19 protein-coding genes are annotated in these 23,246 nt (G+C 69.1%); 10 read left to right on the top strand and 9 right to left on the bottom strand.

The genetic code is table 11. From position 1 onward, the window contains the following. Window positions 1-127: 127 nt before the first annotated feature. On the bottom strand, window positions 128-2,692 hold the full coding sequence (locus H537_RS48950) for an ATP-binding protein (protein WP_051242025.1): 2,565 nt from the start codon (window positions 2,690-2,692) through the stop codon (window positions 128-130). A gap of 110 nt (window positions 2,693-2,802) precedes the next feature. Here H537_RS48950 and H537_RS0106180 point away from each other — a divergent pair, with 110 nt between their 5' ends. Further along, a complete protein-coding gene (locus tag H537_RS0106180; RefSeq protein ID WP_051242023.1) occupies window positions 2,803-3,558 on the top strand; it encodes a response regulator in 756 nt (251 codons plus the stop codon). A gap of 14 nt (window positions 3,559-3,572) precedes the next feature. Here H537_RS0106180 and H537_RS0106175 read toward each other — a convergent pair whose 3' ends face one another. From H537_RS0106175 to H537_RS41535, 3 genes are all read right to left on the bottom strand, one after another. Next, a complete protein-coding gene (locus H537_RS0106175; protein ID WP_028997192.1) occupies window positions 3,573-3,842 on the bottom strand; it encodes a hypothetical protein in 270 nt (89 codons plus the stop codon). Between the two features lie 79 nt (window positions 3,843-3,921). Then, complete coding sequence (locus tag H537_RS0106170; RefSeq protein ID WP_156901460.1) at window positions 3,922-4,278, bottom strand: hypothetical protein; 357 nt, start codon at window positions 4,276-4,278, stop codon at window positions 3,922-3,924. Window positions 4,279-4,766: 488 nt separating this feature from the next. Next, a complete protein-coding gene (locus tag H537_RS41535; RefSeq protein WP_051242021.1) occupies window positions 4,767-6,047 on the bottom strand; it encodes a PxKF domain-containing protein in 1,281 nt (426 codons plus the stop codon). 456 nt (window positions 6,048-6,503) lie between these two features. On the opposite strand from H537_RS41535, the gene H537_RS0106160 reads away from it, so the two are divergent. From H537_RS0106160 to H537_RS0106135, 6 genes are all read left to right on the top strand, one after another. Then, window positions 6,504-7,355, top strand: a complete 852-nt coding sequence (locus H537_RS0106160; RefSeq protein ID WP_028997190.1) for a PEP-CTERM domain protein — start codon at window positions 6,504-6,506, stop codon at window positions 7,353-7,355. Beyond that, on the top strand, window positions 7,352-8,845 hold the full coding sequence (locus H537_RS0106155) for an outer membrane protein assembly factor BamB family protein (protein ID WP_084150478.1): 1,494 nt from the start codon (window positions 7,352-7,354) through the stop codon (window positions 8,843-8,845). Before H537_RS0106160 ends, H537_RS0106155 begins: the two co-directional genes overlap by 4 nt. 260 nt (window positions 8,846-9,105) lie before the next feature. Continuing rightward, the gene (locus H537_RS0106150) at window positions 9,106-10,413 is read left to right on the top strand and encodes a flavin-dependent oxidoreductase (RefSeq protein ID WP_043458302.1); all 1,308 of its coding nucleotides are present in this window, start codon (window positions 9,106-9,108) and stop codon (window positions 10,411-10,413) included. A 1,408-nt stretch (window positions 10,414-11,821) separates the two neighbouring features. After that, window positions 11,822-12,616 carry a ParA family protein gene (locus H537_RS48945; RefSeq protein WP_051242019.1) on the top strand — a complete coding sequence of 265 codons (795 nt, stop codon included), beginning with the start codon at window positions 11,822-11,824 and terminating at the stop codon, window positions 12,614-12,616. A gap of 28 nt (window positions 12,617-12,644) precedes the next feature. Next, window positions 12,645-13,826, top strand: coding sequence for a ParB/RepB/Spo0J family partition protein (locus H537_RS0106140; RefSeq protein ID WP_028997187.1), 1,182 nt, complete (start codon window positions 12,645-12,647; stop codon window positions 13,824-13,826). A gap of 1,264 nt (window positions 13,827-15,090) precedes the next feature. Next, complete coding sequence (locus H537_RS0106135; RefSeq protein WP_028997186.1) at window positions 15,091-16,563, top strand: replication initiation protein; 1,473 nt, start codon at window positions 15,091-15,093, stop codon at window positions 16,561-16,563. 110 nt (window positions 16,564-16,673) lie between these two features. On the opposite strand, the gene H537_RS0106130 is transcribed toward H537_RS0106135, so the two are convergent. Then, window positions 16,674-17,132, bottom strand: coding sequence for an Lrp/AsnC family transcriptional regulator (locus H537_RS0106130; protein WP_028997185.1), 459 nt, complete (start codon window positions 17,130-17,132; stop codon window positions 16,674-16,676). A gap of 127 nt (window positions 17,133-17,259) precedes the next feature. Between H537_RS0106130 and H537_RS0106125 the strand changes: the two genes are divergently transcribed. Continuing rightward, complete coding sequence (locus tag H537_RS0106125) at window positions 17,260-17,985, top strand: AzlC family ABC transporter permease (RefSeq protein ID WP_028997184.1); 726 nt, start codon at window positions 17,260-17,262, stop codon at window positions 17,983-17,985. After that, window positions 17,982-18,284: an AzlD family protein gene (locus H537_RS0106120; protein WP_028997183.1), complete on the top strand. Its 303-nt coding sequence runs from the start codon at window positions 17,982-17,984 to the stop codon at window positions 18,282-18,284. The genes H537_RS0106125 and H537_RS0106120 overlap by 4 nt, the downstream gene beginning before the upstream one ends. Before the next feature lie 39 nt (window positions 18,285-18,323). Here the strand turns inward: H537_RS0106120 and H537_RS0106115 are convergent, their stop codons facing one another. The 4 genes from H537_RS0106115 to H537_RS0106100 form a co-directional block, all read right to left on the bottom strand. Further along, the gene (locus tag H537_RS0106115; protein ID WP_051242017.1) at window positions 18,324-19,106 is read right to left on the bottom strand and encodes an OBAP family protein; all 783 of its coding nucleotides are present in this window, start codon (window positions 19,104-19,106) and stop codon (window positions 18,324-18,326) included. Between the two features lie 328 nt (window positions 19,107-19,434). Further along, a complete protein-coding gene (locus tag H537_RS41525; RefSeq protein WP_064735925.1) occupies window positions 19,435-19,950 on the bottom strand; it encodes an ABC transporter ATP-binding protein in 516 nt (171 codons plus the stop codon). A 14-nt stretch (window positions 19,951-19,964) separates the two neighbouring features. Further along, the gene (locus tag H537_RS0106105; protein WP_028997181.1) at window positions 19,965-20,687 is read right to left on the bottom strand and encodes a GntR family transcriptional regulator; all 723 of its coding nucleotides are present in this window, start codon (window positions 20,685-20,687) and stop codon (window positions 19,965-19,967) included. Between the two features lie 137 nt (window positions 20,688-20,824). Beyond that, entirely contained in the window at window positions 20,825-21,550 is a 726-nt protein-coding gene (locus tag H537_RS0106100; protein WP_028997180.1) for a maleate cis-trans isomerase family protein, read from the bottom strand. Window positions 21,551-21,822: 272 nt separating this feature from the next. Between H537_RS0106100 and hydA the strand changes: the two genes are divergently transcribed. After that, the gene (hydA, locus tag H537_RS0106095; protein WP_028997179.1) at window positions 21,823-23,244 is read left to right on the top strand and encodes a dihydropyrimidinase; all 1,422 of its coding nucleotides are present in this window, start codon (window positions 21,823-21,825) and stop codon (window positions 23,242-23,244) included. Window positions 23,245-23,246 lie beyond the last annotated feature (2 nt).

Below are 23,246 nucleotides of genomic sequence, written 5' to 3'. Positions count from 1 at the left end.
TGCAATGCGATGAGCCCAGGATCGGGGACCGGCGTTGCAGCGTCGCTGCATCTCCCCGGCCCACCATTTCACTTGCAATCGAAACCGTACGGCGCTTGAAACTTCGGCAGGCGTGTGCGGGCCGCTTTCAGGCCACGGTCTCCGTGCTCGGCAGCGGCAGGGCCGGTGGTCGCCGCAGCGTCCGGTCGATGGCGCGTGCCAGCTCGGCGCGCTCCAGCGGCTTGTGTATGACGAGCGCCACCCCGCTGGCCTCGACGCTCGCGTCGAAACCGGGCCCGCCGAAGCCGCTGAGGATCAGCACCGGCAGCTCCGGTCGCCGCTGGCGCAGCTTGCGAGCCAGCTCCGTGCCGGTGAGCTGCGGCATGACCTGGTCCGTGATCACCAGGTCGTACTCGCCGGGATGGGCCTCGAAGGCCTGCAGCGCCTGCAGCGGGTCCGTGAACCCGCGCGGGTCGTATCCCAGCTCCGCCAGTTGCTCCTCGGCCAGCTCGATGAGCGCGGCCTCGTCGTCGACCACCATCACGACCTGGCCCCGACCGCGCGGGATGTGGCCGTCCGCCACGGCCGCCATGCCGTTGGCCTCCTGGTGCAGCGGCAGGTAGAGGTCGAAGCGGGAGCCCTTCCCGGGCCAAGTGTTCACGTCGATCGCGCCGCCCATGTCGCTCACCACGCCATGCACCACGGCCAGGCCCAGGCCCGTGCCGCGATGCGGGCCCTTGGTGGTGAAGAAGGGCTCGAACAGGTGCGGCATCGCCTCGGGGGCGATGCCCGTGCCGCTGTCGGCCACGCCCAGGTGCAGCCAGGCCCCCGGGGCCAGGCGCCCTTGCCAGAGGTTGCGGGGCGCCTCCACGTCTTCCACCGCCAGCGACACCGCCAGCTCGCCGCCGCGCGGCATGGCCTGCAGCGCGTTGTTGCACAGGTTCATCGTCGCCTCGAACAGCGCGGTCGAATCGCCCAGCGCCACGGCCTGCGGCGCGTCGAGCCGGTGCGACACCGTCACGTTGGCCGGGACGCAGGCGCCGAGCAGGGCCAGGACCTCGTCGATCACGGGCTGGACGCGAAACGGTTGCCGGATCCGCACGCCGCCGCGGGCGAAGGAGAGCACGCGCTCGACCAGCGCCTTGCCGCGCCGGCCCGCCTGCAGCACATGGTCCAGGTAGCGCGCCACGGCCGTGCCGTCGGCCAGGGCCGCGCGCGCGTGCTCGCCGTAGCCCAGCACCGCAGCCAGGATGTTGTTGAAGTCATGGGCCACGCCGCCGGCCAGCGTGCCCAGGGCTTCGAGCCGGCTGGCGCGCTGCAGCTGCTCCTGCATGCGCTGCGCCTGCTGGTCGGCGGCCACTTCGGCGCTCACGTCGTAGGCCGTGCCGACGAACAGCTGCGGGGCGCCCCGGCCCTCACCCAAGGCCTGCCCACGGCAGCGCACATGGCGCCAGGTGCCATCGCCGGCCCCCACCCGCAAGGTGAAGGAGAAGGCGGGCGAGCGCCCTTCGAGATGGGCGCGGATCGCGTTGCGCAGCGGCTCGCGGTCCTCCGGATGGACGCTGGCCACGCCGGCCAGGGCCTCGCCGCGGACCAGCGCCCCATCGGGCGCCAGCGCCAGCAGCTCCTTCATGCGCGGCGACATGTAGGTCTCGCCGGTGGCGGCGTTCCACTCCCACACGCCCTCGCGCGCCGCCTGGAACGCACGCAGCGTGCGCTCCCGCTCGGTCGCCAGCACCGCCTCGTTGGCACGGCGCCACTGCTGCTCGCGCGCGTTGCGCAGGCTCAGTGCCAGCGTCACCAGCAGTGCGGAGGTGACGAACGCGGCGGCCAGGCGCGCTTGCTTGCGCCACTCCGCCAGCGCAGCGTCCGCATCGCGCATGACCACCAGCAGCAGCGGCGCACGCTTGAGCAGGTTGGGCGCCACCAGGCGCCGCCGCCCGCCGCCCTCGTCGACGATGCCCGCGCCGGCATCCTCGTCGGCACGGACCCACAGCGCACGCGACAGCGCCGGTTCCAGCAGGCTGGCGCTGTTCTCGCCCGGCCCGTCGGAGAGCACGCCGCCGTCGCTGCGGTAGATCTGCATCCCCGTGTCCGGCGTGGGCGCGCTGCGTGCGAAGCCGGCGTCCAGGAACTCCGCGTCGGCCAGCAGGACCACCAGCCCGTTGAAGGCGCCCTGCGCCGAGCGCCAGGGCCAGGACAGCGGGATCACGGGCTCGCGCAGGCCCGGGAGCCGTTGGGGCAGCCCCACGCGCAAGGCGGCATCGCCCGCCTCGCGGGCCAGCAGGAAGTACGGCGCCGCGGCATGGCTGGCCGAGGCATCGGGCTCGCCGCTGGACGAGGCCACCTCGCGCCCCGCGGCATCGAGCACCAGCAGCTTGCGGAACATGGGCAGCGCCGAGGCGCGGGTGCGCAACGTGTCCTGGGCCTGGCTGCTGCCGGGGACCAGGGCGCCGCTGCCCAGGCCGTCGGCCGTGGCCCTCAGGGCGGTCTCCGCGACCGCCAGCGTCCCGTCGGCCTGGGCCGCCAGCGCCGCCGACAGGGCATCGAGCGTGCGCAGCTCGCTGCGCAGGCCCTGCTGGCGCAGCGTCACCAAGCCGAACGCGACCCAGGCTGCGATCAGCAGCGACACCGCCAGCGTCAGCAGCATGCCGCGCTGGCGGGCGACGTCGCGCCAGCGCGGCGGCGGCACCGCGGCACGCCTGGCGTACATTGCCGCGCTGTCGGGCCCCGTACTCATGGCGCCACGGCCGACGGATGCCGGCTCGGCTCGACAAGAGAAAGATTCATGGCCATGCGAGCTTTCTCCGCCAGAGGTATGCGATGCAAGAGCAAGAGCTTCCAAGCACGGGCCTGGCCCAGCCGCCCCACATCCTGGTCGTCGACGACGATCCTGCCCTGCGCGAGCTGCTGGAGGGCTATCTTGGAGAAAACGAGCTGCGCGTGTCGGCCGTCGCCAGCGGCCGCGCCATGTTCGACGTCTTCGACAGCGAGGCCATCGACCTGGTGGTGCTCGACCTGCGGCTGCCGGGCGAGGACGGCATGCAGCTGGCGCGCCAGCTGCGCGAGCGCGCGCCGGTGCCCATCGTGCTGCTGACCGGCAAGATCGAGGAAGCCGACCGCGTCATGGGGCTGGAATGGGGTGCGGACGACTACGTCACCAAGCCTTTCAGTCCGCGCGAGCTGCTGGCGCGCATCCGCGCCGTGCTGCGCCGCTACCGCGTGCAGGCCCAGGCGCCGGCGCGCGAGGACCAGCGCCGCGCCTACCGCTTCGCGGGCTGGGAGCTGAACCTGCGCACGCGCCGCCTGACGGCCCCCGATGGCCGCAAGGTCGAGCTCAGCAACCACGAGTTCAGCCTGCTGGTGGCACTGTGCGGATCGCCCCAGCGGGTGCTGAGCCGGGACCAGCTGCTGGAGCTGTCCCGGCTGCACAGCGCCGAGGTGTACGACCGCACCATCGACGTCCAGATCCTGCGGCTGCGCCGCAAGATCGAGGTCAACCCTTCCGAGCCGGCACTGATCCTGACCGAGCGGGGCGCGGGCTACCTGTTCGCCGCGCCGGTGGAATCGCTGTACTGAGCGCCGCAGCGGCTTCACTCTGAATACGGACCCGGCACGGTGTCCTGCCACGCGCGCTCGGCCTGCGCATCGGCTGGGCCGCAGTCATGCGCCCACGGATTCTCACCGCCGCGTGTCGAGTCCGAGGGGGCCGCCAGGCGCATGAACAGCCAGGCGAACAGGGCGCCGCCGGCGAATGCGAGCAGCAACTCGCGGCTTGGCGCGGCCAGGGCCAGGGAAACCAGGGCCAATCCCAGCGCCGTGGCAGCCACCGGAGCCCATGCGACGTGTCTTTTGAGCAGCATGGCGGCCTCCTTTAGACCACAGTGCCGTGCTTGGTGATCCGCCGTCCGGGGACACCGTGCGTGATGCGCGCCTTGCGGCTCAATGCGGCAGGCCATCGGTCACCATCGCATCGAGCGCCGGTGCGGGCCGTGGCCGATCGGTCAGCAGGCTGTCGAGCCGCACCAGGACGCCGGGATCGGTCTCCAAGGCAAAGCCGGCCAGCTCCTGGATCTGCTCGGCGCTGAACTCCAGCGCATCGTCCGCAGGCACGCTGAGCCGTTGCCAACCCTGCCGATGCGCGAAGCTGCCGAAAACACCGGAGGCCACGGCCACGAGTGCCAGCGGCCCCAAGGGCTGCAGCAGGCATTCCAGCAACTGCGCGCGCAGCGGCGGCCCAGCCTGCGTATAGGCCTGCGCGATCAGCACCGGTAGCGCCGCCACCAGATCATTGAGCACGCCCAACGGCTCCAGCACCTCGGATTTGTTTCGCATGCGAACTGCCCTCCATGCAACGTGGCTCAGCGTGTCGCAACACCCGGCAGGCTTGATGACGTCTTGCAGGCGCCGGCATTACATCTGCAACACGGCACGTTGCAGAGGTCCCGTGCGCGCGCCTGGCTGCGGGCGGCAATAGCTCATGTTGCTCATCTCTCTCCCCGGTCCCGTGCGCGCGCCTGGCTGCGGGGCCGCTTGCCGGGCATCCCCTTGCCCGGGAAACCAACTCGAAACCCGGAGCCAGGACAATCTTTGTAACGTATAAGGGCACTAATCTCAGGCCAATTTTTGCACGCCAATTGGGACTGCCAGAGGCACCTCGGCGGCTTGGCAAGGCACGGCAATGACTTGCCAAGGCCCTGCCCCGGACACTGCGCCGGGCGGCGCAGCACTCTGGCAGCACGCCAAGGGCTGGAAGAATCCTCTTCCCGGCCCCTGGCCGCAACGGTCTACCGGAATTCGAAGACGGCGGTGTGCTCGATGCCATCGGCAAAGCGCAGCACCAGCCGGCGGCACTGGCCGCTCCAGGCCGGGGCGGTCTTCCAGACGTAGATGTAGGTGCTGGTCGAGGCGTCAAAGCGCAGGCTGCTGGCGTCTGCCTTCACCGTCCGCTCGATCTCGTCGGCGCGGGCGTTCGGAGAACACGCCACCGTGCGCGAAACCGGGTAACCGCTGGCGAAGATGCCCAGGCCCTGGTTGCCACCCAGGCTGAACCTCACCGGCACGCCTGCGCCGGCCTTGAGCGTGTTGACCACGGGCAGCACGTTCACCGGACCAAGGAAGCCGCCGAAGCGGTAGCTGCTCCTGAGCGCCACGGTGTGGTAACCCCCGGCGTCGATGGCCATGATGTCGCGCAGCAGCTGGGGGACGCTCGTCTGACCCTGGCCGCCAGAGCCCCAGCTGACCACCGTGCCATCACGCTTGAGCGCCACCGTGTGGTAGTCCCCTGCCGCGATGGCACGGACACCGCCCAGCCCGGCGGGAACGTCCGTCTGGCCCGCCTGGTTGTCTCCCCAGGCGACCACCGTACCGTCACGCTTGAGCGCCACCGTGTAGTAGAGACCCCCGTCGATGGCCACGACGTCGCGCAGCCCGGCCGGTACTTGCGTCTGGCCGAAGTAGTTGTTGCCCCAGGCCACCACCGTGCCGTCGCGCTTGAGTGCCACCGTGTGTGTGCCTCCGGCAGCGACAGCCATGACGCCGCTGAGCCCGGCAGGAACGTTCGACTGCCCGTAGCGATTGAAGCCCCATGCCACCACCGTGCCGTCGCGCTTGAGCGCTACCGTGTGCGCGCCTCCGACCGCGACAGCCATGACGTCGCTCAGCCCGGCAGGTGGGTCCGCTTGGCCGTAAACGTTGCCGCCCCAGCCCACCACCGTGCCGTCGCGCTTGAGCGCCACCGTGTGAGATCTATTGGTGGCGACGGCCATGATGTCCGTCAGCCCGGGCGGTACGGTTTGACCAAAGTCGTTGCCGCCCCAGGCGACCAGCGTGCCGTCTTGCTTGAGCGCCATCGTATGCTCGGTCCCGGCAGCGATGGCAGTCACGCCGCTCAGCCCCACAGGCACAGTCGCCTGTCCGTAAGTGTTGTCGCCCCAGGCGACCACCGTGCCGGCGACGGCGGCATGGGCAGGTCCCGGCAACGTGCCGATCAAGGCCGCGATGAGCCCCGCCAGACTCAGCCCCAGGGGACGCCACCGGGCCTGGGTGGATTCATGCGAGCCGTTCATGGAACACATCCTTTCCAGACATCCAAGCGTTCTCGGCGCCCAGGACTGGGCCGTGCACGATCTTCGTTGATGAGCGCGCCCTGTGCAGAGCTCGTGCCCTGCGCGAATCGAACCGGCGCCTGGTGACATGCCGCGGCACGTCGAGGGGTCGTTCGCAGCGATGCTCAATTGCCAAGCTTTCGCCAAGGGACGGTAGCACCCGCTGCAAGCAACGTCAGCCGAAGGCCACGTCGGCAGCGCCCCATCATCAAAAAACACGTGGCCCACCGGGCGCGCCGGCGGGTGGCTGCTGCCATTGATGCGCCGAGGGACCAGGCTGCCACAACGCTTACCTGGCGATGCGCCTTCGCCCGCGCCATCAGAAGTGCAATGCATTGCGCCGGTGCGCCGTATGGCCAGGCAAGACCGAGCACGCCTTGCGGCCCGGGCACCACCGTGCATCTCCGGAGGCTTGCCATGACGCTCTGTCCCTCATCTCGCCGCATCTGCGCCGCGCTGCTGGCACTGTCCGTGTGCATGCCGGCGTTGCCGGCCACGCAGCTGTTCCTGGACGACTTCGATGCCCTGCCGGGCAACAACGCGTACCAGGCTGCCTTGCCGACCGCGCCGTGGCGCTATCAAGCCCTGGGCGCGACGGCCACCTACGTGGGTCCCTCCCAGGCTTCGCTGCAGAGGCTCGACGGTGCCAGCGTCCTGCGCCTGAACGATCTCATCGGCAACGAGCAGCGCAAGGGCTGGAGCACCACCGAGGTCTTCAACGTGTCGCAGGGCCTGCGCCTGGAAGCACGCTTCAACACCATGCGGCAGTCGCCCACCACCGGCATCGACGAGTTGCTGGAAATCTGGTTCATCGATGCCACTGACCTGCAGCGCTTCGACTTCGTGGGTCTGAGCACGCCCAGCTTCGGCCGCGACCGCATCTTCACGTCCATGAGCAGTCCCAACCTCGATGGGCTGGACACGCACTTCGACTTCCAGTCCAACACCTGGTACCGCATGGTCCTGCAGGCCTCGCCACACGGCAACGTGCGCGCTTCCATCCTGGCCGACGACGGCCACACGCGCCTCATCAGCACGGACCTGGGCCATACGCTGGCCGACTATGCCGGCGGCATACGCCTGGGCTTTGGTCAGTCCATGGGCCAGCCCGGCAGACCCTTCCCGACCGACAGCGCCCTGGACTACCTGCAACTGACCACGGCGCCCATTCCGGAACCGGACTCCGTGGTCCTGCTGTTGGCCGGGCTGGCCGTTCTGGGACTGAAAACCGCTGCCGGATCACGGCGCGGCAACGGAGCCAGGCCATGAGCGCGATTCGAACCTGCGGTACCTGGGTGAAGGCCGCATGCCAGCTCTTGAGCCTGCTGGCGCTGATCGTTGCCGCACCCGCGGTCGTCGGCGCCACGCTCCGTGTGCAGCCCCAGACCGGCGAGCCCGCCTCGACGGTGAGCGTCAGCGGCAGCGGGATGGCGGCATTCGAAGAGGTGGTTCTGCGCTACGACGGTGTGGCCCTGGCCACCGCGCGCGCCAATGCGGACGGGACGTTCGCGCAGGACGAGGTTGCCATTCCCGCTTCCGCCCTGCCCGGGCGCCGGCCCCTGGCCGCGGTGGGCCGCAGCAGCGGCACGCGCGCCACGGTGCCTTTCCTCGTGCGCACCAACTGGCCGCAGTTCCACCGCGGCCCCTTCCGCCACGGCGAGACGCCGCACGAGAACGTGCTGGGTCCGGACAACGTGGCGCAGCTGCAGCTGTTGTGGGACATGCCAACCGGGCTGTACGTCGACGGGGCCCTGCAGGGTTCTCCGGTGGTGGCCAATGGCTTGGTCTACATCCTTACCTCGGACTACGAGCAAGGTCGGCTGCTGGCACTCGATGCCGCCACTGGAGCGCGGCGCTGGTCTCAGCCCATCGGCTACAGCCACGGGTGCGGGGCGACGCCGGCCGTGGCGCAAGGCCGGGTGTACGCGCCGGCTTTGGGCCGCATGGCGGCTTTCGACCCCCGCACCGGCGCCGTACGCTGGCGCGTCGGGGAGTCCTTCTGCGCCACCCCTTCAACGCCCACTGTCGTGGACGGCAAGCTGTTCACCACCACCAACGGCGGGCCCAACCTGGACGCGCGCGACGCGGCCAGCGGCAAGCTGCTGTGGAGGCGCAGGGTGTGCATCCGCTTCGGGGACGGAAGCTGCCTCTACGCCTCGCCCTTCGGTCCGCTGGCGGCAGGGGACGGCATCGTCTACGTGACCAACTCCGCCGGTGGCATGGCGGCCTACGACGCAAACACCGGACACCAGCGCTGGTCCCGCCTCGTCGGCTCCGGCAACCTCATCAACACCGCGCCGGTCGTGGAAGGCGACGTGGTCTACATCAGCGTTCACGACGGCCGCGTGCATGCGCTCAACCGCATGACGGGCGCCGAGCTGTGGTCGGCGCCCGTGGGCCGCTACAACCATTCGACGCCAGCGCTGGCCGGTGGCGTGCTCTACGCGGGCTCCGACAGCGACGGCATCACGGCCATCGATGCGAAGACGGGGGCCGTGCGCTGGCAGCAGCGCGCCGTAGGCAGCGTGCGCACGTCGCCCGCGGTGGCCAACGGCGTGGTGTACCTGGGCGCAGGCGACGGCCGGCTGTATGCGCTGGATGCCCAGACCGGGGCCGTGCTGTACAGCCGCCCGATCGCACCGGCCGGGCGGCTGCTGAGCCCTTCACCGGCCGTCGCCGATGGCGTGGTCTACGTAGGCACCGGGGATCGCCTGCTGGCTCTTGGACTCAGACCCGGTACTGCCGACACGGGCCGTTGAAGTCGCACACGACCGCGAACAGCTGGCAGGCAAAGGCGCGGCCAACGCCAGGCCGCCTCCTTGCTTTGACATCACGCCTGGCCGCGCAAGCGCGGCCGTCCTAGCAACCGCCAACGGCCCGCCGGGCAGGCGGATCGGGGCATGGCGCTGACCATCCAGGTGGGCGCCGATCGGCAGGGCCAGGGCCTGCTGGCTGGACACCGTGGCCGGTTGCACCAGCTTCGCGGACGGGCCGGATCGGCGCGGTCGACAATCCGCTCATGTCTGAAACCTTGACCAATACCTCCGTGGGGCCCGTGTTGATTGCCGGTGGCGGCATCGGTGGCCTGACGCTGGCCCTCACGCTGCACCAGATCGGCGTGCCCTGCGTGGTCTACGAGGCCGTCGCCGAACTGCGGCCACTGGGCGTGGGCATCAACCTGCAGCCCAACGCCGTGCGCGAGCTGTACGACCTGGGGTTGAACGAACCGGTGCTCGACACCATTGGTGTTCAGGCCCGCGAGTGGGCCCTGGTGGGCCGCAACGGCCGGGACATCTACGCCGAGCCGCGCGGGCTGCTCGCCGGCTACCGCTGGCCGCAATACGCGGTGCACCGAGGGCAACTGCAAATGCTGCTCTACCGCACAGTGCTGGAGCGCCTGGGGCCGGATGCCGTGCGCCCGGGACACCGGGTGGTCGGCTACCGCAACCACGACGATGGCGTCACGGCGCTCATCGAAACCCGGGACGGCGCCCGGCAGGAAGCTACCGGGACGCTGCTGGTGGCCGCCGACGGGCTGCACTCGGCCGTGCGCGCGCAGATGTACCCCGAGCAGCCGCCCATCCACTGGGGCGGGGCGATCATGTGGCGCGGCACCACGCCCGGCGTGCCCATCCGCACCGGCGCCTCCTTCGTGGGACTGGGCAGCCTGCGCCACCGCGTGGTCTTCTACCCCATCTCCCAGCCCGATCCGGCCACCGGTCTGGCCACCATCAACTGGATCGCCGAGGTCACCGTCGACAACGCCGGAGGCTGGACGCAGGGCGACTGGAACCGGCGTGTCGACGTGGCGGAGTTCGTCCACCACTTCGAGGGCTGGAACCACGGCTGGATCGACGTGCCGGCGATGCTGCGTGGCGCCAGCGAGGCCTTCGAATACCCGATGATCGACCGCGACCCCGTGCCCAGCTGGGTGGACCATCGCGTGGCGCTGCTGGGTGATGCGGCGCACGTGATGTACCCGGTGGGCTCCAACGGCGCCAGCCAGGCCATCGTCGATGCGCGCGTGCTCGGCGCAGCCTTCGTGCAGCACGGTGTCAGCCCCGCCGCGCTGCGCAGCTACGACGACCAGCTGTGCGCCGACATCTCGGCGCTGGTGCTGCGCAATCGCGAGGCCGGCCCATTCGGTCTGCTGGGCCTGGTGGACGAGCGCTGCGGCGGCGTGTTCGACGACATCGACCGCGTGATCCCGGCCGCGGAGCGCGAGGCCTTCATGGCGCGCTACAAGTCGGCTGCGGGCTTCGCGATGGACGCGCTCAACGCCGCGCCACCGAAGATTGCTCCCGGGAAAAGGGTGCGCGCGGGTTGAGCTGGCCAGCGGGCGCTGGTGCGCGCTGGCCTGGCGACGCTCCAGACCGGCGGAGTACCGCTTGTATCGACAGGCCGGCAGCCCGTTTTCCCAGGCTGGGAAATGGTCCAGTCCGCCGACGGCGACTTTCGACCCGGCCCAGTCCCGGAACGCCGAAGCCGGTTTCCCAGCCTGGGAAACCTCCACGCTGCTGCAGCGGACACCAGGCCTGCTGGCAGCAATCCGGCCTGGCCAGTACGGGCCGGTGTCCATAACCACCAAGCGTGGAAGTTACATCGGCCGATAGCGGAGGGTGTTTCCCAGCCTGGGAAATGGGTTTCACCACCTTAGCTGACACGGCCCTGCGCGTGCAGCTCAGGCACCGTGGGCCAGCTTTTGTTGCTCTGGTGTCTGCATGCTCTTCCTGACACCGCCTTTCCGACGTGCAAGCTCATGTCTTGCACAGCCAGATCCATGCTCGCAGCGCGTTTCCCAGCCTGGGAAAACGCTATCCGCCGAGACTCACGCGGCCCCTGCGAGCTCGGCTTCTGGCGTCGGTGCTGCGTGGAAGCTGCTCGCCTGGTTTGGAGGTGAGGCGGTCCGATCCTCGGCTTGCCGGACGGACACCGGCTTTCCTTTGTTGATCCAGGAGACCCAGGGCTCAAGACGGAAATGCGGGCTTTTCGGAACGACACGGCGGCTGCCTCCATAGCGACGTCCGCAAACACAGCTGGAAGGCCAGGCAGGAGAGTCCTGGTCTTCACCGGCCGCTCCGGTCGGACGCAGACTTTCCACCGGCCCTCGTTCTCGGGCGAGAGGAGCGCGGCGAGGCGAGTCCGTACCGCGCCATGGAAACGTTCCTTTCCCAGGAGGTCGGCGATGGGCCCGTTTCCCAAGTTGGGAAACCGCCTGATCCGCCGATGGTGGCTTTTGACCAAGCGCAGTCCAGGAACGCTGAAGCCGTTTTCCCAGGCTGGGAAACGTCCACGCCGGCACGGTGGACAGCAGACCCACCCGCAGCAAATCCGGCCTGTCCGGCACGGGTGGATGCCCATGCTCACCAGGCCTGGAATCCACGCTGGCCGGGAATGGAGGGCGTTTCCCAGGCTGGGAAACGGGATGCGCAACCTGCCTGGCACGGCCCTGCGCGGCTGGGAAACGACGGATGTCATGTTCCCAAAGCAGACGGACCACCTGCCTGCGGCCCTCAACGCCGCGACAAGCCAGTGCCAAGCCGGCCTGGGCAGCCGAGTACAAGCACGGGCACCGGCATCACACGCTGGGCGCCCTGGATACCTGGGCTGCAGCAGCACTGTTGTGCACAGGCGTCAACTGTCACTGGCTTCGACGAGACTCGCCGCAGGTCTTCTTGAAACTACAAAAGGTGTTCATAAAATTGCGCCCGCAATAACTTTTTGAGAGCGATGTCATGGCAACCGTCATCGGTGTCCTGAACCAGAAGGGCGGGGTCGGCAAGACGACGACGTCGGTGCACCTGGCGTCGGTGCTTGCCGAACATGGCGCCAGCGTCGTCGTGGTGGACGCAGACCCGCAGAACAACGCAAGGAAATTCATTGGTCGTGCGCGCAACGGATTTCCCGCCGAGGCGGTGAGCATCTCCGAGATGCAGGTGCCGCTGTCGGACGTGCTGGGCATGCTCAACGACGAGTACGACTACATCGTGGTGGACGGGCCGCCCAGCAAGCACTCGCCCGCGACCAAGGCCACGATGGCCGCGGCGGACGTGGTGGTGGTGCCGGTGCGCCCGGCCTACGACGACATGGAGTCCACACAGGAGTTCGCCGACGAGCTGCGGGCCACCTGCGAGGAACTGGGCCGTACCCCGCTGGTGCGGCTGCTGGTCACGGTGAACGAGGACTTCGCCATCAACAAGGTGGTGCGCACCGTGCTGCCCGGCGCCACGCACCTGGAGATGCTCGCGACCGTGATGCCCAAGCGCACCTCGTTCCCCACGGCGTCACCGGCGGGCATGCCGGTGACGGCGTTCACGGACAAGGTCGCGAAGTCGGCGATGCGGGACGTGCGCGACGAGCTGCTTGTGCTCATGGGTCAGCAGCCCATGGGAGAGCCCGCCGGCGAGTCGCAGCAGCCCGCCACGGAGAAGGCGGAACCCAGACCCAGGAAAGCCCCTGGAAAGAAGCCCTCCGCAAAGAAGGCGGCCACCGGCCGTGTGGCCGGTACGGCCACGGCCGCGCGGCACTGAGCACGCAGGACGCTTGGAGACCCAGACCATGGCAAACAAGACACCGACGCCCTCCGTAGGCGCGGGCATCAAGCGCAGCAGCCTGCAAGAGCGGCTGATGGCGCAGATCGGCCAGAACCAGCAAGGGGCTTCTGCCGGCCAGGACGCCGACAAGTTCGACGCGGCCAGGCGGCTCGAAGCCAAGACCGTGCAGGCAGCCCTCACGGCCGGCGGCGCGCAGGACGCGGCGCTTTTGCAGGGCCATCCGATCGCGGCACTGGTCGGCTCGGCTGCCTCCGGCGCTGCAGCCGACGCCGTTCCCGCGCTGCCCAGGTTCACGCCGGGCATGCCGCTCCAGGTCGGGATGCGCCTTGAGGTGCTGCTGGACGACCTGCAGGACAGCCCGGTGCAGCCCCGGGTGTTCCTCAACGCCGAGCGGCTGCAGGAGATGAAGGCCTCGCTTGCCGAGAACGGGCAGCTGCAGCACGCGCAGGTGCTCATGCCGCGGCCGGGCGAGACCAAGCTCACCCTGCGGGAAGGGCACACGCGGCGCAGGCTGCTGCGCGAGCTCGGCAAGCAGGCCATGAGCGTCGAGGTGGTGGCACCGGGCAAGTCGGAAGAGGACGAGGCGGTGCTCGCGCGCGAGGTGAACCATCGCCGCAGCGAGATCACCATCTACGACATCGCCGTGCGCCTGTGCCAGTTCCTGGACCGGCATCGGGCCGAGGGCAGGGAGCCGCCGCCGGGCGAAGTGCTCGCGCGCCGCTTCGGGCTCAGCAGTGGCAGCCGCGTGAGCGAATACATGGCCATCGGCCGGTTGCCCGAGTCGCTGCTGCAGTTGCTGTTCGACGGCAACGTCGGCCGGGGCTCGGCGTACCAGGTGGCGCTCGTGTTCAAGCGGCAGGGGCTCAAGGAGGCGCTGAAGCTGGTCAACCGGATCACGCGCGTCAGGAAGGCGCCCGAGGCCTTGGCGGAGGGCCTGGAGGCAGGCGAAGCACCGGCGTCGAGTGAAGCCGCCGGTCGCCGCCAGAAGACCCTGGCGCTGGCCATGGTCGACGGCCCGCTCAAGGGAGGCGTCAAGCTGATGACCAGCGGCGAGGTGGTGCTGAGGCTCAAGCCGAACAAGGCGGGTGACGGAGCCGGCGCTGCCTTGCACGCGAAGCTGCTCCAGGTGCTCCGCGATGCCGGCATGGAAGTGACCTCGGCCGCCACGGAGCCGGCACCCCATTGATCCGCTGCCATTGCCAGGCACGGCCCCGTCCATGGGCCGTGTCCCCGGACGGCTGGCGATGCCAAAGGGGCGATTCGGTGGCTGCCAGACACAGCAACTACGCGGCGTCCCCGAGCGGGGTCAAGGTGCGAACCTCTGTGCTGCCGACTGGAGCGTGCGCTGGAGTCGCCCCAAAGTGCGAGCTTTTGTGACGCATGGGACAGCGCAAGCGGCTACGGACCCAAAGCGCGAACTTTTGTGCGGCGACGAGGCCAGCGTGGGCTCAGGCCGAAAAGCGGAGTGCCGCGCCGCTGGGAAGCGGTAGGACTTCCGCAGGTACCCAAAGAGTGAACTTTTGTGCGAAGCCGGTGCAAGCCTCGCCCACACCGAAAGTGCGAGCTTTTGTGCGAGAGGACAGCGCGCACGGGCTCCCGGCCAAGAGCGGGTCCCATGGCAATCGGGCAGGTAGACCAGGGCCCGCGCCAATGCACGCGCCTCTGTGCTGCTCAGCGTGCCGGCAACGCACGTAAAGGTGCGAGGTTTTGTGCGGAAGCTGGTCTGCTTCGCTGTCCGTAGCCGCCAATGCCCGTCAACCGTGTCTTGCACCAGGCCGCACCGGCTGCCTGAGCACAAAAGTTCGCACCTTGTGCCTGATGCACGCCGTTCATTCCAGCGAGCTTGCACAAAAGGTCGCACCTTGAAAGTAGGCAGTACCTGAACCGCGCCATCTTGTCAGCGCGCTTGTGCGAAATGCTGGGCTGCTTGTCATGGTCCCCACGCCGTCGGTGAACGCCGTGTTCGGCAAAGCTCAGGTGTTGATGCTGCAGCAAGCCTTTTAATAAGCCAGCAAGCATTTCGGCGGTCAAAAAGCTTATATATATCAACGAGTTATGAGAAGCAAAGTGCGAACTTCTGTGCGGGAACAGACGCAAGGTGCGAGTTTTTGTGGTGGATAACCGGGCAAAGCGCGAACTTCTGTGCAAGGCAAGGTGCGAACTTCTGTGGGCCACGGTGCGAACTTCTGTGCAAGGGGTGAACTTTTGTGCTGCGCCCTCCAAGTGCCCGCAGGTCAAGGCGTTTAGGTAGTTATCCACATCAAGGTGCGAGATTTTGTGCTGGTTGCCGGCACACGCCAGCGATCCGATGCCGGGTGAACTCGTGGCGTGTCTCCTCACCCGGTGCGCGGTGAGTGGCATGCAGGCCACAGGCAAAGTGATAAACGCGGTTGACCGGCTCGCACCTTGCCACTAGCCTGCCGGCTTCGTTCAACAGCTGACCGAAGACCATGGCCGAAATCAAGCCCGTTGGGGCGGTCGGTGGCGAACAGTACGCCCTGCTTCTTTTCGAAGAGACCATCGGCCGCAAGGGACGCACCGCGACCATTGCTGATGCCGAGAGCGACATCGCGTTTCCGAAGAACAACGTCTTCGTGGACATCTCTGAGGTCGGCGTGCTGACGCGCCGCGGCCTCAACGTGATGCACTACCTGGCGTGCAGCGCACCCGTGGATCAGCTGGAGTTCGACTGCGACATCGATCTCTTCAAGTTCCTCATCAACTACGCCAGCCGCAACCACAAGCACCTCAAGGAGGCGCTGCGCGAGGCGCAGAAGACCAGCATCGTCGTGACCCGCGAGCGGCCCGAAGGCCATCACGGCGCCAACGCGGATTTCGTCTCGATCCCGCTGGTGGGTATGGTGGGCGTGGCCAACGGCCGCATCTACTTCAAGTTCGACCCGGCCATCCGCAAGCTGCACAAGGACCCGCGCGGCTACACGCTGCTGTCTCTGCGCACCACCTCGGCCTTCACTTCCGCCTTCGCCCACAGCCTGTACGAGAAGCTCAAGTCCGTCGCCTACCGCGGCTCGCCCACCGACTGGCTGACGCTGGAGGAAGCGCGTGCCTGGATGGGCGCGCAGAGCTCCAAGTACATGGACGAGTTCAAGCAGTTCCGCCGCTTCGGACTCGCGGTGGCGCTGGCGCAGATCAACGAGCTCTCCGACCTGTTCGTCGAGTACGAAACGAAGAACGTGCCGGGTTCCAAGAAGGTGTCGCACGTCCGCTTCGTCTTCAGGGAGCAGCAGGGCTCGATGGTGGCGCAGGTGATGCACCAGACCGAGGCCCGCAAGACCATCTACGACACCTTGCGCGGCGAGTTCGGCATCGGCGCGGTCGACATCCAGGCGATCACGGCCAACTCGGACAAGTACACGCCCGAGCGGCTGCAGGGCGCCATCGACTTCGTCCGGCATCGCATGGCCACCGCCGGCGGCAAGAAGATCCGCTACCCAGGACGGCTGCTGATGAAGGCGCTGGAGGAAGGGTGGACGGTGCCCACGGCCGAGCTGGAAGATGCCACCGTCGTGCCGGCCATTTCCACCCCAGCGCCAGCCCCGGCTCCGGCCGCTGCTCCCGCCCCGGCACGGGCCAAGCCGGCCAAGACCCCGCGCGACGCGGAGCACCAGGAGTCCGAGGCCCAGCGCCGCGAGTACGAGCTCGCCGGCGAGGAAGGGTTCAAGCAGTATTCGCGCGCCGCCAGCGAGAAGCGCGAGGGCCTTTGGGCCTCCTTCACCCGGACGGCCCACTTCCGCGTGCTGGCCTCCCAGCTGCAGCTCGACAAGCACAGCGTTCCCTACGAGCAGCTGGTGATCAACGACCGGCTGCGCCATGCCCTGGGCAAGCATGTGCTCGACGCGCAGAAGAAGGCGGCCAAAAAGGTGGCGGCCGTGCGCGCGCAGGGCGAGCTGCCGCTGAAGTAGAAGCCGCAGCCCGGGCCCCGGCCCCGGCCGGACTGCCCGGCCCCGTTTTGCAGCAGCCAGCCTTCCGCAGCTTGACCAAGCTGCAGGCGTGATCAAGCGCCCGGAAACCGTCAGACCGGCAGCGCCGAGGTCAGCTTCACCCGCTCCATCGGGATGTCGGTCTTCACGTTCTGCACGCCCGGGATGCGGCACAGGTGGGTGGACAGGAACTGCCGGTACTCCTCCAGGTCCGCGGCCACGACCCGCAGCAGGAAGTCGCAGTCACCGGCCATCAGGTGGCACTCCACCACCTGCGGCAGGTGCTGCACGACCTCGGTGAAGTGGCCCACCGTCTCGGCGTCCTGGCCCTTGAGCCAGACGCGCGCGAACACCGACATGGCCTTGCCCACCTTGGCCGGGTTGAGCACGGCCACGTAGCGCTCGATCACCCCCGCCTCCTCCAGCAGCCGCACCCGCCGCAGGCAGGGCGAGGGCGACAGCCCTACCTCGTGCGCCAGGTCCACGTTCTGCAGCCGGCCGTCGCGCTGCAGGGCCCTGAGGATGCGTCGATCGATGGCGTCCAGCTCCATTGGCATCTCCCTTCACAAAATTCCTGTTTCTGAGCATCAGATGCCAATCGTAATGGTCGGGCTGGCAACTTCAGCAGCAAATTCCAGGCGTGGAAGCACAGAATGCTTCCCTAGTATGGATACCTTGATCGACTCCTCTCCATCGGCCGTTCGCGCCCCGGCGTCCACGGCCTGGAACGAAGGCTGGCGCGGCTTGCGCGCCTCGCTGCCCGTGATGCTGGGCTTCGTGCCCTTTGCGCTGGTCCTTGGCGCGCAGGCGGCGCAAAAGGGCCTCGGCGCCCTGGAAGTGCCGCTGCTGACGGGGCTGAACTTTGCCGGCGGCTCGGAGTTCACCGCCGTGCGGCTCTGGACCTCGCCGCCGCACGTGCTGCTGATCGTGGCGATGTCCTTCCTCGTCAACAGCCGCCACATCCTCATGAGCGCCGCGCTCGCGCCCTACCTGCGGCACCTGCCACGGCGCCGTGCCCTGCCGGCCCTGTTCTTCATGTGCGACGAGTGCTGGGCGCTGGCGCTGGCCGACGCGCAGCGGCGGCGCGCCAGGCACATCAGCTTGCCGTACTACCTGGGGGTGTCGGCGGGGCTGTATGCCACCTGGGTCGTCTTCACGGCCCTGGGCGCGGTGGCTGGGCCGGCCATCGGCGACGTGGAGCGCTACGGCTTCGACATGGCCTTCACCGCGGTGTTCCTGGTGCTGCTGCGCGGCCTGTGGAAGGGCGTGCGGCCGAGCCGGCCCTGGCTCGTGAGCCTGGTGGTGGCGGCACTGACGTACAAGCTCGTGCCCGGCGCCTGGTACGTCGCTGCCGGCGCGGCCTCGGGCCTCGCCGCCTCGGCCTGGTGGGCGCGCCGCTCATGATCGACTCGGCAACCCTGGCCACCATCGTGCTAATGGCAGCCAGCACCTATCTCACGCGGGTCCTGGGCTACCTGGTGCTGCGCAACCGCACGTTGAGCCCGCGCATGCAGTCCGTGCTGGAGAACGTGCCCGGCTGCGTGCTGATCTCCGTGATCGCCCCCGCCTTCGTCTCGGACCGGCCCGCCGACCTGGCGGCCCTGGCCGTGACCGTGCTCGCCGCGACCCGCCTGGGCATCCTGCCGACCGTGCTCATTGGCATTGCCGTCACCGGCCTGCTGCGTCACTTCTGGGGCGTGTGAACGAGGCCTTGCGAGGCGGAGGAGCGGATCGCGGCGGCGTCAGCGTGCCGGGGCGCGGGACGGCGCCGCGGCGGCCGCGCCGGCGTCGGTCACGCCGGGAATTCCGGTGGTCGGCCGCCCGAAGCGCCCCTTGAGATCGTCCACGCCGGATTGCGGCCTGGCCACGCCGGTCAGCTCGGCGCGGTCCGCGCGCTTGGCCTGGCTGTCTACGCCCATGCGGCGGTCGCGCTGCTCCACCATGCCCGGCATGGCCTCGCCGTCGCGGTTGAAGGACCAGGCCAGCATCGACGGCCCCAGCGGGAGCGGGTCGCCGCTCTGGCCGAACGCGCCCGTGTCCCAGACGTGCCAGGTCTTGCCGTAGCTGTTGAGCTTGGACTTCATCAGCGCCTTCTCCGCCACCTCCGGGATGCCGGGGGCGACGAGCTGGCCGGAGAGGATCTCGCCGTTGTGCGGGTGCCAGTACTTGCGCTCCGCTTCAGGCAAGGTCGCGAACAGCTTCTCCGAGATGATGTATTCGATGCCGTTGAGGCGCGCCTGGGCGGTGTTCCCGTCGAAGAGCGTGCACTGCGCGAAGTCCTCGTTGACCTGGTGGCAGTAGTGGTGCGCTTCCATCTGGTGCGACGGATCGTCCTTCATCGGATGGAACCCGACCAGGTAGATGTCCATGGGCCGCAGCGGTGCCTGGCCCTGCAGCAGGCGTGCGCCGGCTTCCAGCACCCGGGTCTTGCCCGACTTGTCGTCGCCCGGCGGCGTGCCGGCCGGAGGGACCTGGGCGCAAGCGGCACACAAGGCCGCGGCAGCGATCGCCACGGCCAGTGGCAAGGGGCGGCCTCGTGCCGCGACCGCATTCGCCCGCGGCCGGTGGGACGTTGAATGTCTGCATCGTTCCATGTCGCTTCCTCGTTCGTTCGCGCGGCGCCGGCAGCGTGAACGCCGGCTTGGCGAAGGCCAGCAGCAGGGCGAACCGCACCAGGGCACACCCGGTAGCCGGCCCGACGGCAATCGGCGGACCGGCTCACGCAAGCGTCCGTCCAGGCGGCCATGCGCACGGTTGAGGAGGAGACGATCCAGGAGCGCCAGGAACGAGGGGTGGCCTTCCTGGGAGCGCGGGCATGCGCGGCGCGTGCGGACGGTCTTCAGGGATGCAGCTTCACCCCAGCTGGATGATGCGCCGCCACGGAAGGTTCTCGTCCGCCTCGTAGTCGGCCACGACCCAGGTGCGCGCCGGATGGTCGGCGTTGGCGTGCAGGAACTCGCGGATCACACGGATCGAGGCCATGTCAAGCGCCGCATAGGGCTGGTCCAGGCAGGTCACCGTGGCGCCAGCCGCGAGCAGCCCCGAGAGCGCGACCTTGCGGCGGCTGCCCGTGGAGAGCATCGACAAGGTCTTCTCCAGGTGAGGCTGCAGCCCCAGCGCCTGCGCCAGCTCCTGCAGCAGCGCGGCGTTCCAGCGCGGATGGCGCGTGCGCAAGGCGTCCCACACGCCTTGCGGCGTGCTGCCGTCGAGTCCCGGCAAGCCGAGATCGAGCCAGACGGCATCACGGTCCGGCCCGGGGGACGGCGTCTCCTGCGCTTGGCCGGCCAGCTCGCGCAGGAGGCGGGTCTTGCCAGTGCCCTCGTCGCCCACCACGGCGACCAAGCCCGCGGGCAATGAAAGATCGGTCATGGTGCGCACCTGTCTCAGTCCTCGCGGAACACCGCCTCCAGGTCCACGTCCTCGGCATTGGCGTCCAGGCGCAGGCTCTGCTCGATGTGGTCCAGGTGCTCCAGCATCAGCTTCTCGGCGCGCGCGCTGTCGCGCCGGGCGATGGCCTCCACGATCTCGCTGTGCTCGTCGGCCCGGCAGCTGCTGGCCGTGGGCGCGTCGTAGAGGACGATGATCAGGCAGGTGAGCGTGGAGAGCTCGCGCATGGTGCGCGCCAGGGCTGAGTTGCCCGCCAGCTCCGCGGCCAGGGTGTGGAACTCGCCCGACAGGCGCACCACCGCGCGCTTGTCGTCGCGCCGGCGCGCATCCAGCTCCAGCTCCTGGTGCTGGCGCAGCCGCGCCACCTTTTCCGGCGTCAGCGTCTCGATGAGCCGGCGCAGCACCGCGGGCTCGATCAGGCGCCGCGCCTCGAACACGTCCAGCGCCTGCTCGGTACTGGGCTTGGCCACGAAGGCGCCGCGCTGCGGGTACAGCTCCACGATCTGCTCGTGCGCCAGCCGCGCCAGCACCTCGCGCACGCGCGCACGGCTGACGCCGAAGATCTCGGCAAGCTTCTCCTCGCCGAGCTTGGTGCCCGGGTGCAGCCGGTGCTCCAGGATGGCAACGTAGATGCGCTCGTAGATGTCGTCGTTGGTGTTCTCGCGCTCCAGCCGGCGGGAGGCGGTGGCGGGCTTGCGCGGGCTGCTGCGGGGGGGCATAGGGCAGGACGTGAGGACTGAGAGCGGGTCGGCCGCCGCCGGCTGCGCGCTGTCGGGCCGGGGTGATGCACCGGCGCCGCGCCGCAGCGGCGAGATTCTAGAAGCGTGCCCGCAGTGGTCGCCGTGCCGGTGCATGCTCAACTCCAGTCGAAAAGCCGGCCCCAGCCGCGGATGCGGGCCGGATCGGTGCCGGCCGCGCGCAGCATGCCCCACACCGTGGTGCTGACGGTGTCCAGCAGCGGGATCCCCAGCTCGCGCTCCACCTGCGCCGCCAGCGGCGCGGCACGCAGGTTGGTGCAGAAGGTCGTGAACGCTTGCGGGCGCGCTGCGGCCAGCTCGCGCATCGAGCCCAGCAAGGTTGTGGGCTCGACCAGTGCGAAGTCGTGGTTGACGCTGATGCCCAGGTGCTGCTCGGCCACCACCTCCACGCCGATGGCGCCGTAGTTCCGGACGATGCGCTCCTGCACGTCGGCGGTGTAGGGCGTCAGCAGCGCCAGCCGCTCGACGCCGCCCAAGGCCAGCAGCTCGTTGAGCGCCAGCACCGCGGTGGTGGCCGGGATGCCGGTGCGCTCGCGGATGCGCCGCACCAGCTCGCGGTCGGTGTCGAAGCCGCGCCAGCCCGCTGCGGTGCCGCTCCAGCCGATCACGTCCACCTGCGCGTCGGCCAGCAGCTCGGCCGCGGCCAGGATCGGCGCGTCGTCGAACTGCCCCAGCGCCTGCGCCGACAGCGAGATCTCCGTCACCCGGAAGCGCGAGAAGTGCGCACTGCAGCCCGGCAGCTCGGCTACCAGCGCGCTGGTCAGCGGCTCCAGCGCGGTGTTGGAGGAGGGCGTCAGCACGCCTAGGCGAAGCGGTCGGTCCATGAAGTCTTTCCTCCGGCGCCGGGTGGTGGCGCCACTGTGCATCGACAAAAAATTGTCGACACCAGTGTAAACACGGTGCGCGCAAATTTTGTTGTCGACGAATATGTAGACAGCTTGGCCACTGCAGTTCTTGCTCTGGCCCAGTCCTTGCAAACCGCTCGCTCAACCTGAAACGCTTCCTTCAGAAGTGCACCAGTCATGAACATCGCGTCTACTTTATTGTCTACAAGCTTGTCGCCAATAATGGTGCATGGCGCCCTGAGGTGGTGCGCATGAATGCCCCGGCCTTCGACCTGGTGCTGCGCAACGCCCGCGTGGCCACGGCCAGCGACAGCTTCGACTGCGACATCGGCATCCGCGGCGGTCGCATCGCTGCGCTGGGCGATGCCCTGGCCGGCGGGGCGCGCGAGATCGACGCCGCGGGCCGCACCGTCACGCCCGGCGGCGTGGACGCGCATTGCCACCTGGACCAGCCCATGGCGGCGCCGGTGCGCATGGCTGACGACTTCGACAGCGGCACGCGCGCCGCGGCCTGCGGCGGCACCACCACCGTGATCCCGTTCGCCGCGCAGGAGCGCGGCCAGTCGCTGCGCGCCGCGGTCACGGACTACCACCACCGCGCCGAGGGCCGCGCCCACGTGGACTACGCCTTCCACCTGATCGTGAGCGACCCCACGCCGCAGGTGCTCGGCGAGGAGCTGCCCGCGCTGATCGGCGAGGGCTACACCTCGTTCAAGATCTACATGACCTACGACGACCTCAAGCTCGACGACGGCCAGGTGCTGGACGTGCTGGAGGTCGCGCGCCGCCACGGCGCCATGGCCATGGTGCATGCCGAGAACGCCGACTGCATCGAGTGGCTGACCAAGAAGCTGGAGGCCGCCGGGCGCACGGCGCCGCGCTTCCACGCCCATGCGCGGCCGATGCTGGTGGAGCGCGAGGCGACGCACCGCGCCATCGCGCTGTCGCAGCTGGTGGACGTGCCGATCCTCATCGTCCACGTCTCGGGCCGCGAGGCGGTGGAGCAGATCCGCTGGGCGCGTGCGCAGGGCCTGAACGTCTTCGCCGAGACCTGCCCGCAGTACCTGTTCCTCACCGCGGCCGACCTGGGCATCGACGACAGCTACCTGGGCGCACGCTGCGTCTGCAGCCCGCCGCCGCGCGACGCGAGCAACCAGGAGGTGATCTGGGCCGGGCTCAACGACGGGCTGTTCACCGTGTTCTCCTCCGATCACGCGCCCTTCCGCTACGAGGGTACCGAGGGCAAGCAGCCCGGCGGGGAGCAGGTGGCCTTCCGCCACATTCCCAACGGCATTCCCGGCATCGAGACGCGGCTGCCGCTGCTGTACTCCGAGGGTGTGCTGGGCGGGCGCATGACGATCCACAAGTTCGTCGAGCTGACCTCGACCAACCCGGCCAAGGCCTACGGGCTGCACCCGCGCAAGGGCACCGTCGCCATCGGCGCCGACGCGGACCTGGTGGTGTGGGACGAGCGCGAGTTCGTGCTGCGCAACGAGCAGCTGCACCACGCGGTGGACTACACGCCCTACGAGGGCATGACGCTGCGCGCCTGGCCGGGGCTGACGCTGTCGCGCGGCGAGGTGGTGTGGGACGGCGCCACGTTCCACGGCCGCGCCGGGCGTGGCCGCTTCCTGGCCTGCGGCGAGCCCTCGCTGCTGCCGCGCCGGGGCTGACG

The organism is Azohydromonas australica DSM 1124, assembly GCF_000430725.1.
In the GTDB taxonomy this organism is placed as follows: Bacteria; Pseudomonadota; Gammaproteobacteria; order Burkholderiales; family Burkholderiaceae_C; genus Azohydromonas; species Azohydromonas australica.
This window is presented reverse-complemented; position numbering and strand designations above follow the sequence as displayed.